The organism is Bradyrhizobium sp. CCBAU 21365, assembly GCF_015291305.1.
GTDB classification, from domain to species: domain Bacteria; phylum Pseudomonadota; class Alphaproteobacteria; order Rhizobiales; family Xanthobacteraceae; genus Bradyrhizobium; species Bradyrhizobium elkanii.
In genome coordinates, this window is the sequence record NZ_CP030036.1 from 4,016,476 (window position 1) to 4,028,493 (window position 12,018).

Genomic DNA, 12,018 nt, shown 5'->3' on the forward strand with positions numbered 1-12,018 from the left:
ATAGCGCGACGATCTGGGTCGGAAGAGCGCGGCGATCAGGATGGCGAGTCAGTGTCGCGGCGCGATGATGATCGCCGCGATGATTGTCGCGCGCAAGAGTTTTGTTTGCTTTGATTGTCGCGGAGCGTCAATCAAGCGAGCGTTTTTTGTGTCGCGTGCTCCGGTGGCCGCCCTGGACCACGCTTTCGCTCGAGGGCAGTCCGCCTGCGATAGCTCTCGACGTTCATCTCGACGATGGTGGCGTGGTGAACAAGGCGATCGATCGCCGCGAGGGTCATAGCTGGGTCCGGAAAGACCTTGTTCCATTCTCCAAAGGGCTGATTGGCGGTGATCAGCAAAGAGCGTCGCTCGTAGCGTGCGCTGATGAGCTCGAACAGCACACTGGTCTCGGCCTGGTCCTTGGTGACATAGGCAAGATCGTCAAGGATAACGAGATCGAAGCGATCGAGGCGGTTGATGGCACCCTCGAGGTTGAGTTCGCGGCGCGCCACCTGGAGCTTCTGCACGAGATCGGTGGTGCGGGTGAAGAGGACGCGCCATCCGTTCTCGATGAGAGCCAAGCCGATTGCTGCTGCCAAGTGACTCTTGCCGCCACCGGGCGGACCAAACAGCAGCAGATTGGCGCCCTTGTTCAACCAGCCGTCGCCGGCGGCGAGCGCGGTCATTTGCGCCTTGGAGATCATCGGTACGGCTTCGAAGTCGAAGCTGTCAAAGGTCTTTCCGGTGGGCAGCCGCGCCTCGACGAGATGGCGCTCGATGCGGCGACGGCTGCGTTCAGCGATCTCGTGCTCTGCAATGGTGGCGAGGAAGCGCGCCGCCGGCCAGCCTTCCTTATCGGACTGCTCGGCAAATTGCGGCCACAGCACCTTGATGGCGGGCAGCCGCAGCTCGTTGAGCAACAGATTGAGGCGCGCGGTGTCGACTACGTTGGTTGTGCTCATGCGGCACCTCCGATCTCGGCAGTACCGATGAGGCATTCATAGGTGGCGAGCGGTGCGAGGCGCACCACGACGTTCGGCATCTGGGCGGGATCCGGGGCGAAGTGAGTACGTAGCCGGTTGAGGTCGGGCAGCCGGCCGTCGTTCAGGTCGGCCGTGAGCTGATCGGCGAGTTCGGCCTCGCAACCGCGCTCATGGGCGAGTGCGAGGAGATCGACCATGATCCGGCAGGCCTTCTTGTCCGGTAAGCGTTTGCGCAAGACGTCGAAGGCTCGGCGGTAAGCTTCCCGGGGGAACAGCTGGTCGCGGTAGACCAGGTTGAGGAGCGCCATCGGCTTGCGCCGCAAGGAATGGATCACGTGCCGATAATCGACGACCTGATCGTGCTTGCCATTGGGATGCGGCCGCCCGCGCGGCAAGGTGAGGAGATGCGTGCCGCCGACAAACACGTCGAGGTGATCGTCATACAGGCGCACCCGCAGCCGATGGCCGATCAAGCGCGACGGCACCGTGTAGAACACCTTGCGCAAGGTGAAGCCGCCGGACGATGTCACGTGGACGATCACCTCTTCATAGTCCGACGTGCGGCGGTCCGGCAGATCCTGAAGTGCGGTACGTTCGCTGTCGATCCGCTTGGCGTTGCGGGCATTGCGGCGGCTGACGATCTCATCGATGAAGCCACGATAGGCAGCGAGATCGTCGAAGTCGGCGGTGCCACGCAGCAACAGCGCGTCGCCGACCGCCCGCTTGAGATGGCCATGCGAACTCTCGATCGCCCCGTTCTCGTGGGCGATGCCACGATTGTTGCGGGAGGGGCGCATGCCGTAATGGGCACAGAGGTCTTCGTATCGCCGCGTCAGATCGTCTTTGGCGTCGCGGTCGAGATTGCAAAAGGCGGCCGACAGGCTGTCGGTGCGATGCTCCCGTGGCGCTCCACCGAGTGACCACAAGGCATTCTGCAGGCCTTCGGCCAGAGCGATGAAGCTCTCACCGCCGAGCACGACATGGGCGTGCTCAAACCCGGAATAGGCCAGCCGGAAGTGATAGAGACGATGGTCGAGCGGCACGCCCGCGATCGTGACACCCAATTCGCCCATGTCGGTGAAGTCGGACAGGCCGCGCTGACCGGGTTCGTGGGTCTGCCGGAAGATGACCTCCTGCTCCTCGCCGTGGATCGCCCGCCAGGCCCGGATCCGGCGCTCCAGCGTGCGACGGATGCCGGCGCCGAGCTCAGGATGGCGTCGGAGCAACTCCTCGAAGATCGTGACCGGCCGCACACCGGGGGCGGCCTTCAGCATCGGCACGATCTCTGTCTCAAATACGCGGGCCAAGGGATCTGGCCGGCGACGGCCGCGAGGAGCCTTCTTCTGCGACGGAAGGCGTCGATCCTGCTCGATCCGGTAAGCGGTCGAGGTGCTGAACGACGCCTTGGCGGCGGCCACGGGCGGGCTATCGGTCTGACGGTACTTCATGTAGAGCCTCATTTGGTGATCGGTAATGTGTCGGCCTGGCACGCGAGTGATTCCTCTTGGCGGAAGAACCACTTGCATAACCAGCCGGCCGCGATCACCAGTCGGCGCGGTCCGCTGTGGATCGCGCCGACGCCGGGCTCGTAACTCCGGTCGGGCTACGCCCTCCCTGCGTCACGAGCCCGGCGTAGCCCTCTCATCATGGTCGACGCTCCACTTCCATCCTGTTCGCCGCGCGGCAAACGTTCCTAGGCTTCGGGGTCGGCGACGAAGAAGGTGTTGGGAACGACGCCTTCGAAGCGTCGTTAGCAACGTGCCGCTCCTCGGTAGAGCGGAAGTGGCAATGAAGGTGCTCCGGCTCTTGCCCCCGAAGACTCGGGGCACATGTCGAGCGGCGGCCCGGCTGGCACCTCGCCAGGGCCGCCGACGCGGCCCCAGCCAGTCCCCTCGCTGGGGCCGTTCTCTGCGTCGATTACGACACCACTTCTGACATGCCTAAGTAAATATGGAAATGAATATTCGGGCGCACACTGGCGCAGTGTTCAGGCTCAGTCACCACGACGGCGTCGAGCGCAGCTTCATGGCGTTGGCGGCGGTATCGTTCGTAGCGCTCATCGTAAGCGTCGGCCTCCGTCGATCTGGGCCTGTCATCTCATGATTGATCCAACCGCCTTGGCCTCAGCGAGAAACCCACTCGCTGGGGCCGTTTCTTTAGGGCGCCCTTAGTCCTTCGTATCGACGTTCTGAGGAGCGGGGCTGCTGTCGGACTTCACCATCTCCAGCTTGATCTGCCTCAGTTTACCACTCAACCGACGCAACCTGGCTCGCGCCCGCTTAGCTGGCGTATTGAGTTGGGTCCCACGGTCCGTTTCTTCGCCATACCTGTTTTGCTCTTGCGGAAAAGGCTCATGCGTCTTGCGGCCGATGAAGGTGTCGGGCGGCGTGTTCTCGGCCAGAATCTTGATAGAATGCCGAACTGTGCTGCGCGCCTCATCAGCGAGCTTTTGAAGCCACGCTTGGTATTCGGCAATGTCGCACTGATCGGCCATAGCCGCGCTCCCTCCTCAATGCAGGCGGGAGCACTCTTTGTCTCTCAGCCACCGGCGCCCACGGGCAAAGCCTTAGCCGGTGATGCTTCATAACGCATGGCGGGCGGGTTAGTTTACTTGTGAACATAGGCAGATGATAACTTGGGGTAGGTTTTTAATCCTGGGCCGGTTCGCTTTGAGCAGAGGGTAGAGCCGTGAGTTCCAAACCAGATACTCGCGTTGCCGAGCAGTACCTGACTTGGGCATTAGAGGAGCTTGCGAAACTCGGCTGCCATCCCCAAGCCTCTCTCCACGCTCGCATGGCTTTGAACTATCTGCTCGGCGGCAGCGAAAGTGTGCCCTGGCGCTTTAACGAGAGCGCAAAGCGGTTTCGCGACAAGGCCGATGAGGCCGAGCAGCTAGCGATGGTGGCACACACCGCAAGCCGCCGTGACACCCTGCTCAAGATCGCCGAAAGCTACCGTCTTACGGCCGAGCAGATGGAGCAATCGTCTGTAAACGTGACAAAGCGGGACAAAAATTCAAACTGAGACATTATCGAATTTAGACACGTGTCAAGTCGAGGTAATCCGGGAGAGCGGTCTAAATTGCTGAGGTTTCCCGATAGACTCGACGACGCTCCCAGCCAGTCGCGCGCTGAAGATGTGGTCCGTGGAGGATCGTATCCGGGAAGAAGCCCTGACGCCGCTAGCCCCCGTCGGGGCTTCTTGCTGCTTTACGCCGGCTCAGAATGTACGAACGCCGCCCGCTTAAAATGCATGCGGACGGCGCCGTCTAGCCCCAGGAGGATCTGCAAAATCCTGGCTAAGGTAAGTCTGCACAAAGACTTAGAAAGTTTAATACCTCTGAAGGGGTAGCGCTGGCCGTCGGAACGGCGCCGCGCCCACGCTTTTGCGCACCCGGCGTGGTCTCTGCCGATCGCGCTGTGTCAGGCGAACAGGTCTTTGCCCGGCTGCAGCATCCTCACGAACGTCCCGCTCTCGTGATACTCGAGCCAGCCCTGATCCTTGGCGTACTGCGAGCCGACCCAGTATTCGGCCGGCGTCGCCTTGTCCTGGTAGATCATCGGATAGTTGATCTTCTCAATGTAGATCCAGCCGTCCTGGATCGGTTCAAAGGCGCGGGCGTGCTCCATGATCCGGCGGGCAGCCTTTCTCCGGGTCCGCCCAGCGCCGGTCTTCCCTCATCTTCATCGTCGATTTGCGCACCATAGATGTGAGGGGTGTGAATCTGGCTTTCGGCCGGACGGTGGCTATCAAACGTCGCGCCGCAGGGACAGCGCATCAGCGACGACGACTGTTGAGAAGGGAGCTTTTCGCCGCGGTCCCACATGCCTGCTTGCGCGCGATCCAGTCGCGATGATCGCGCCTGGAAGTCCGCCTCGGCCAAGGTCGGCAGCAACTCGCCCCATGCTGCTTCGAACCCCGCGCGCACGTCGTCGAACGTCGAGGCTGGGGCCGCCGGTCGACCGATCGCAGCCTTGATAGAAGCCGCATTTCCATTCCCATTGGTCAGCGTGGTTCGGCACGCCGGTGCGCAGTCCGATCGCCCCGACGCGGACGTCGCCATGAAAGACGTCCCATTTCTCCCGGACGGCTTCCTTGTCGCGCCCGGCGCGTGAGCTCGGTCACGGCTCGTCTCCGATCGGGCAGCGCTGCCACAGCTGCAGCGGCTCCGCGGCCAGGCGCTTGCCAGCCGTGCTCACTTCACGCAGCGCAGGCGACCGGCGAGATGGTGCACCCTGGTGGTCGGAACGTGGCGCAGTGCGGCCAGGTCGACCGCGCGCGGTGTCTTGCATCGCAAGCATTTATCTCGAGCCAATAGCCGGCATTGATAGCCTGGTCAATCGAGGGCGACGGGTCGACCGGGCCACGCCACTGGTATGTCTGGCCACCTGATGGTCGGTCTGCCATTGCTTGCCTTCATACTCTATGCTGAAACGCGCTGGACGAAACTAGCCCAGCGCGGCATTCATGCTTCAATCAGCCGACGCGGTTTTGCTGCTCGTGAAGCCTAGCAGGCAATTGATGCTGGCGAGGTTCGATTTGACCAATCATTTTGACGAAATGGCTGCTGTGGTGGATTGGCTCGACTGCTGCCGGAGCCACGACCTCGAGGCGCTGCTCGACCTTTATGCCGATCAAGCTCGGCTCGAGTGTGCCTGCGAGGGCAGTCGGATCAGCGGCCGTTCCGCGCTGGCGGATTATTGGCGGCCGAAGCTGTCTACGGTGGCCGCGGACGCCTTCGGGCTCGAGGAGATCACGCCGCAGGACGACGGGGTGGTGCTGGATTATCTGAGCTATGAAGGCAAGCGGGTTCGGATCATGTTTGTATTCGATGCCCTTGGCAAGATTTCGCATATGCGGTGCGCCCCGTCTTCGCGGTGATGACGCGTCCTCATCGCGCGACATGGTTCTGGAGTGGAATCCGGCAACGCACGATGGTCTGGCCTTGCTCGCGGACCAGCTGCAGCGTTCCGTCGAGCGCGCGCACCCGTTCGTGCATGCCGATCAGGCCTCTCCCGAAGGTCAGGTCCGGCGGCAGGCCAGTGCCGTCGTCCGAAATCTCGAGCTGGATTTGATCGCCGTTGACGGTCGCCGCGACGCCCATCGTGGTCGCGTGAGCGTGCCGGAGCGCATTAGTCACTCCCTCCTGGATAACGCGGTACGCGGTTTGCGAGAGCAGGGCATCGAGCTCATCCAGCCGATCGTCGAGCCGGGATGTCACGCGGAGGCCGGGCGCTTGGGATCGGGCGTTTCGCAGCAACGTCTGTACGCTTGCGGCTAGTCCAAGATCCGCAACAGAAAGCGGGCTCAGTCCCTCCAGGACGCGCCTGTTAGCCTGTTGCAAGGCTTCGGCTGCGCTGAGGATGCCATGCGCCGGCGAACCCGGCTCGGGCGGGCCCTCCGCCTCGGGATCCGACAGCGCGGTAGCGTTGGCGCGGATCGCGAACAGAAGCGGGCCCATCTCGTCATGTAGCTCCCGGGCGAGCTCGCGGCGCTCCTCGTCCTGCACGGCGACGATCTTGCGCAGCAGGTTCCGATTGTCTTGGCTAAGCCGCCTCAGCGTTACTGCAAGCTGATTGGCTTCCGCACAGCTCTTGCGGATCTCCGGAGGGCCGGCCAGCGGAATGGCGGCATCGTAATCGCCGTTTCGCATCCGGGTCAGTCCGGCGCCGAGCTGAGCCAGCGGCCGAAGCGCCGCGCCGGTCGTGAAATAGGCGCTCAGCGCGGCGAGCAGCATCAGCGCCGAGCTCGACGAGACGATCGCAACGAAGCCCGCCCATTTCTCCTCGATGTCCGGCGACAGATCGGGACTAAAGACGATGTCCCCGACATGCGTCACCCCGATCCTGATCGGATGCGTGGAGCCGAGCTCGGGAACCTTGAGCAGGGCAGTGAACCACGCGGGAATGTTGCCGTGGTGGCGGTCCGCCGCGCTGCGCTGCGGCCGCGTTCCAGGCGGCACGAATGCGATGGTCTCGGACCTCCCGAGCTTGTCTGCGAATGCGTCGAGGGTTTGCGGCGGGTTGCCGGCAACTGCGAGCGCGGCATTCAGCGCATTGGCCACCCGCTCGGCGGAGCGCGCGGCCTGGGCGTTTTCATTCTCGAACTGCTCGGGGGAGACGATCTGCAGGGCGAGGCCGCCGAGCAGCAAGGCGCCGACCACCATCGCAGCCATCGGCAGCAACAGCCGGGCACGAAGTGAGAGGTGGTTCCAGAATCTGTTCCAGAGTCTTGCCACGTCGGGCTCCGTTCAGCGATTCTTCTCTTTCAATTTCCGCGCGAAGTTCTATCAAAGGCAGGGGAGAGAATGATGCACGATACGTCCAAATCGTCCATGAGAGTATTGATCGTCGACGATCACCCGGTGGTGGTGTCGGGCTGCCGGTCCCTGTTTGCTTCCGACAAGACGGTGAAGATCGAGGAGGCCGCCGATGCCAAGGCCGGCCTGCGCGCCTTTACCCAGAAGCGGCCGGACGTGACCGTGATCGACATCAAGCTTCCCGATGTCTCCGGTTTCGAGCTGCTGCGCAGGATCCGGAAAGACGACCCGGTCGCCCGGATTATCATGTTCAGCATGAACGACGATCCCGCTTTCGTGGTGCGAGCGGTGGAGATGGGGGCGCAAGGCTATCTCTCCAAGAGCGACGATCCGCGCCTGTTCGTCAAGGCGGTGCGCAAGGTCGCGGCAGGCGAGCGGTTCATTTCGCCGCATCTCGCGGAGGCGATCGCGTTCGCCGGCGCCGCGATCAAGGCCAGCCCCGCCTCGCAGATGTCGGCGCGGGAGCTGGAGATCTTGCGGTTGCTCGGCCGCGGCGACAAGATCGTCGAAGTCGCATCAGCGCTAGGCATCTCCTACAAGACTGTCGCCAATGCCACGTCGCTGCTCAAGCAGAAGCTCGGCGCGAAGAACCACTCAGACCTGGTACGGATCGCCGTCGAAATGGAACTTGGCTGATCCTTGCATAAATTGAACTGATCGCGTGCAGTGACGCGACAATTCTTCATTGCCGTACACCAGGCGGCATTCATCAGGCCAAACGAACCCACCGGTAGCGGCAATCTTCAAGCAAGAGCTTCACGGCTCACCAGTTCGGGAACGACCAGCCCTGCCATTCCGGCTCGCGATAGCTCGCGAAGCGCTGACCGCGCTGTGCAAGTTGCTGGCGTCTCTCGCGCTGCGCCTGCCGGGTGGGCTTTGCGTGTCGCGCGCTGCGCTCGGGGCGCGCCCGCGGAGCTGCCCGCGACGCATCAACCTGCGCAACCGTCGCGGGCGGCGCAGCGGGGAGCGGCGCGGCGACAGCCGCCGAAGCTGGGAGGGCAGGCGCGGCGGCAGGGAGCGGGGTGCTCGTGTCCATGCGTATCGCCTCCGGCCATTTGTGCTGCGAGCGAATGCGGATGATTGTGCGATCGATGTCGTTGCGAGCGACGGTGACTGGCGCCGGGGCTGAAAAATACCAGTCGGTGAGAAACAGCAGACCGAGCAGCGTCGCGCCTGTAAACAGAAAATACCGGACCAGAGGCATCAACAACCTTCACCGCAATCCCGGACCGCATATCGGCACCGGCGCCGATCAACGGGAGAAAATGGCAAACGTTCCTCGCCGATCGCATGCGCTGAAACATGAAGCCACCCGCGGGCGGCCTCATCATGTCGTCGGTACGCTCACCAGGTCACCCAGTTGCGGCCGCGCCAATAGTCGCGTCCTTCGTGCTCGCGAACCGCTCGCGCGACCCCAGCGCCAATTGCCGTGAACCACGACGCGGGATTCACGCGGATAGGCATAGGTCTCATGGGTGTGCCTGCACACCCGCCCAGCGCACGCGATCGCCGCCGATGCGCTGATCGCGGACGTGGCCAGGAAGCTGGCGCCAAGGATGGCGCTGCGGCCGTCTTGCCGAGCCGTCTCATCTCATATCTCCTCAGGTGGGAACCATTGCTGCTGCGCCAACATCCGGTTTGCCGCCGTCCTTTTTGTCGGGAAAATATGCAAATGGTTGGGAACGGTTTGCCTCGGCGGCAGTTGATGACCTGCTTAAACGAGCACAATCAACTTCCCCAAAGGCTCCGGCGCGGTTCCCCGGCTGCGCCGGAGCTAATTATTGTGCCGGGTGCGGCGAGCAGGAGAGCGCGTCGACCGCGCCTTTGACGTGGAAGGGATTTTGATCAAGCAATCAGCCGGATGCGCTGTCTCACACCGCACAATGGTTGCCGGGTCCGAGCGAGCTGAGGCGGGTTGCCAGCGCTAGAACGGAGCGCGCACCTGCTGCGCGGCAAGCATCGCCGGATACTTTGCCGCCCTCGATTGCACGAACAGGCTCGATGTCACGATCAGTGCAAGCGAGAACAATGCCACCACCGACATGCATGCGACCTGATCGCCAGCGCCCATCTCAGCCACTCCGTGTTTTGCCTCGGACCGTGAACGTGGCAGGAACCGGTTCGTTCCTGATGTCGGGAAAAACCGGCAACATGCGGCGGCTGCCGCCGGCGGGTCGCAGCCGGCTGATGCAACCAAGGCATGGCCGTATGCGGTAGCTTCGATTATACCATGATTGGACTGGCACAGATTGGCAAGATCGAGCGGGGGTCTTCGTGTGACGAGCAAGCGTGTCGAACGACAATTGGCTGCAGTGCTGGCGGCTGACGTCGCTGGCTATAACCGCCTCATGAGCGTTGACGAACTAGGGACCCTCGAAGGCCTCAAGACGGTTCGGGGCCAGGTTGTCGACCCAGCCATCGCACGCCATAACGGACGGACCGTCAAAACCACGGGCGACGGAATGCTCGTGGAGTTTGCGGTAGATGACATCACCTGCGCAATGGCCATTCAAGATGAGATGGAAGTGCGCAACAAGGGTAGCCATCGTGGAATTAGCTTCCGGATAGGCATCAATATCGGCGACGTCATCATCGATGGGGTGACATATTCAGCGATGGCGTCAACATCGCATCGTCACCTGCACTAGCGATTGCGAAACCCTCAACCGAAACGTATCGCTACCGCTTCCTGACAAACCGTCGATCGCAATACTTTCGTTCCAGAACATGAGCAGCGATCCCGAACAGGAATACTTTGCAGATAGGATGGTCGTGCGAAATCAGCTCTTCCAAATTTTTTCAAATCGGTGAATGTTCTTGTGCAGCGCCTGCAACTACCATTGCCGGATCTTCTCAGTCAGCACGGGCGATCCGACGACAGTGTCACGTGTGATCCTCCAGGCGCACAGAGCGTGGCGACCTACAAGGAGCCCACCGGCCCGGCCGTGCCTGCGTTCGCTGGCAATTGAATGACGCGCAGGTGGCGGCCGTCGCGACCCTATATGCGCAACCACTGCGGCAAGACGACGCCGGTCGGTGAGGCCGAAGCGAGGAATGAACGCACGGCGCTCGACGCTAGGACGAACTAAGTCTCACGTCGGCGTCAAGAATTCCCCCTAGCCTTAGTAGGATTCCTTGCCGGAACAGTCCGGCGCCGGCGAAGACGAGCGTGAGACCGATGCGATGGCGCAACTTCATGAAGATGGCCGCGAGAAGGCTTGCCTTGAACGTGCCGATCGTCAAGGTAACGAACCATTGCCGATTCCGCGCGCCAGAAGACAAGGCCGATGCAGGCCGCGCCTACGAGCAGCCATGTGACGATCCTTGGTATCGGGCGAGAAAAATCTCGACCGCTCACGCGACCCGCGCCCGATTGGAAGGTCTGAATGGCAAAGAAGCGAAGAAGCAGATCGCGCGCGGTCGCAGGACGGCGCACACGTCGCCGGCGGGCAGGATTGTTACGAGGCGAAGAAAACCCTGAAGTCGGCTGCGTCGGTGAAGGGGGCCGTCAACAAGATCGGCATCAGCCGCAACCGAATTGAGCGTCGGCTCGGATCGGCGATGAAGAAGTCGTTAGGAACGGTACCTTCGAAGCGTCGTTAGTAATACGTCGCTCGCGGCAGAGCGGTTGGCGAATGAACGTGCCCGGCTCTAGCCCCCGGCGAACCCGGGGCATATTCGATCAGTTAACAGGCGAGTATTAAGTGGGCTGGAATGCTCTATCGATCGATTGAACGAAAATGGTTGAAGGGCTCAGACTTTATGTAGCTTTCGCAGTCGATGCCGCGGGCGTTTCTCGGGCCACCTATGAGTTCACTAGCCATGGTGATGACGAGGCGACAGAGCGGGCTAAGGGATATCTGAATGCCCACGAGTTCATCGAGCTTTGGACCGACCATCGGTTCGTCACTCGTCTGAAACGCGGGTCCGAGTGAGCTAGTCAGCCGCGGGGCCACAGTCGGGCTGTCCCTTCGTCATTGGCCGCCTGTCGTTCAAAATCAGCCTAGAGCCTGGAATCACTTTTGTGCGCAGCCACCGCTCGAACTGGCGCGCGCGCTCCGCGTGTCTGCTTGTGGAAGGGCAGCCGAACGCGCGCCAGGGCAATCAGATCGGGACGCCGTAGTAGTCGTTCACCGACCGGCCGGCCGCCGGATCATTCCAATTCCAGCTGGCCTCATCGCGATACTTTGGCGCGCCCTGCAATCGGCTTTCGGTTATGCCGGTGACGTAGCCGCCGAGATTGGTGTCGTACTTCAGCGACTGCCACGGGAGGGGATAGTGATCGTCCCCGATGCCGAGGAAACCGCCGAAGCTGAGAACGGCATACGACACCTTGCCGCTTGTTTTATCGATCATGAGACGTTCGATGGTGCCGACCTTGTTGCCGTCGGCTCCATAAACTGCCGTGCCTTCAACCTTGTCGCTTCCAATCAGAGCGTCGGATTCATTGTCGTCTAAAGCCATGGTCGTCCTCCAATACAAATAGCTTTGGCTGCAAATCATCAAGTTCGTTGAACGTTCCTATCGTTGCCTTCTTGCCGGGAGAAGTAGTTCGAAGCGGCATTGCGACGCCGGGCGTCGTCACCAACTGTTCGACTTCAATCGTTCGCTCCGCGGCGCTCGCTCTCCAGCCGCCACGAGCCAGCCCGTCGCGTCGGCGCGTACGTCATGCGATCAGGGAGAAGGTCATTGCCGCAGCCGGGTGTCGGCAGGTATCAACCTGGCGTTTTGGCTGGC

General features: G+C 62.0%; 13 protein-coding genes and 1 pseudogene. 5 read left to right on the forward strand and 9 right to left on the reverse strand.

The annotated features are described in order from the left end of the window. Positions 1–131: 131 nt before the first annotated feature. The 3 genes from istB to XI02_RS18215 form a co-directional block, all read right to left on the reverse strand. Positions 132–941: an IS21-like element ISBj11 family helper ATPase IstB gene (istB, locus tag XI02_RS18205; RefSeq protein ID WP_016842034.1), complete on the reverse strand. Its 810-nt coding sequence runs from the start codon at positions 939–941 to the stop codon at positions 132–134. Further along, on the reverse strand, positions 938–2,488 hold the full coding sequence (istA, locus tag XI02_RS18210) for an IS21-like element ISBj11 family transposase (protein WP_080586188.1): 1,551 nt from the start codon (positions 2,486–2,488) through the stop codon (positions 938–940). Before istA ends, istB begins: the two co-directional genes overlap by 4 nt. A 641-nt stretch (positions 2,489–3,129) precedes the next feature. After that, entirely contained in the window at positions 3,130–3,456 is a 327-nt protein-coding gene (locus XI02_RS18215) for a hypothetical protein (RefSeq protein WP_018271017.1), read from the reverse strand. 194 nt (positions 3,457–3,650) lie between these two features. Between XI02_RS18215 and XI02_RS18220 the strand changes: the two genes are divergently transcribed. Beyond that, a complete protein-coding gene (locus XI02_RS18220; protein ID WP_125459372.1) occupies positions 3,651–3,986 on the forward strand; it encodes a hypothetical protein in 336 nt (111 codons plus the stop codon). 398 nt (positions 3,987–4,384) lie between these two features. On the opposite strand, the gene XI02_RS18225 is transcribed toward XI02_RS18220, so the two are convergent. After that, on the reverse strand, positions 4,385–4,591 hold the full coding sequence (locus XI02_RS18225) for a hypothetical protein (protein ID WP_018271019.1): 207 nt from the start codon (positions 4,589–4,591) through the stop codon (positions 4,385–4,387). A gap of 492 nt (positions 4,592–5,083) precedes the next feature. Beyond that, a pseudogene (locus XI02_RS46390) lies at positions 5,084–5,324 on the reverse strand (hypothetical protein); the annotation flags it as partial. A 159-nt stretch (positions 5,325–5,483) separates the two neighbouring features. On the opposite strand from XI02_RS46390, the gene XI02_RS18230 reads away from it, so the two are divergent. Continuing rightward, the gene (locus tag XI02_RS18230) at positions 5,484–5,843 is read left to right on the forward strand and encodes a nuclear transport factor 2 family protein (RefSeq protein WP_016843833.1); all 360 of its coding nucleotides are present in this window, start codon (positions 5,484–5,486) and stop codon (positions 5,841–5,843) included. A gap of 10 nt (positions 5,844–5,853) precedes the next feature. On the opposite strand, the gene XI02_RS18235 is transcribed toward XI02_RS18230, so the two are convergent. Then, positions 5,854–7,200, reverse strand: a complete 1,347-nt coding sequence (locus tag XI02_RS18235; protein WP_244620788.1) for an ATP-binding protein — start codon at positions 7,198–7,200, stop codon at positions 5,854–5,856. A 72-nt stretch (positions 7,201–7,272) separates the two neighbouring features. Here XI02_RS18235 and XI02_RS18240 point away from each other — a divergent pair, with 72 nt between their 5' ends. After that, a complete protein-coding gene (locus XI02_RS18240; protein ID WP_026192607.1) occupies positions 7,273–7,917 on the forward strand; it encodes a response regulator transcription factor in 645 nt (214 codons plus the stop codon). 127 nt (positions 7,918–8,044) lie between these two features. Here XI02_RS18240 and XI02_RS18245 read toward each other — a convergent pair whose 3' ends face one another. Then, the gene (locus XI02_RS18245) at positions 8,045–8,488 is read right to left on the reverse strand and encodes a hypothetical protein (protein ID WP_129964975.1); all 444 of its coding nucleotides are present in this window, start codon (positions 8,486–8,488) and stop codon (positions 8,045–8,047) included. Between the two features lie 717 nt (positions 8,489–9,205). Continuing rightward, complete coding sequence (locus XI02_RS18250; protein WP_016843837.1) at positions 9,206–9,352, reverse strand: hypothetical protein; 147 nt, start codon at positions 9,350–9,352, stop codon at positions 9,206–9,208. Between the two features lie 205 nt (positions 9,353–9,557). Here XI02_RS18250 and XI02_RS45415 point away from each other — a divergent pair, with 205 nt between their 5' ends. Together XI02_RS45415 and XI02_RS18260 are read left to right on the forward strand one after the other, a co-directional pair. Then, on the forward strand, positions 9,558–9,929 hold the full coding sequence (locus tag XI02_RS45415; protein WP_026192608.1) for an adenylate/guanylate cyclase domain-containing protein: 372 nt from the start codon (positions 9,558–9,560) through the stop codon (positions 9,927–9,929). A gap of 548 nt (positions 9,930–10,477) precedes the next feature. Next, positions 10,478–10,762: a hypothetical protein gene (locus tag XI02_RS18260; RefSeq protein WP_157183448.1), complete on the forward strand. Its 285-nt coding sequence runs from the start codon at positions 10,478–10,480 to the stop codon at positions 10,760–10,762. A gap of 623 nt (positions 10,763–11,385) precedes the next feature. Here XI02_RS18260 and XI02_RS18265 read toward each other — a convergent pair. After that, the gene (locus XI02_RS18265; RefSeq protein WP_016843840.1) at positions 11,386–11,745 is read right to left on the reverse strand and encodes a PRC-barrel domain-containing protein; all 360 of its coding nucleotides are present in this window, start codon (positions 11,743–11,745) and stop codon (positions 11,386–11,388) included. Between the last annotated feature and the right edge of the window lie 273 nt (positions 11,746–12,018).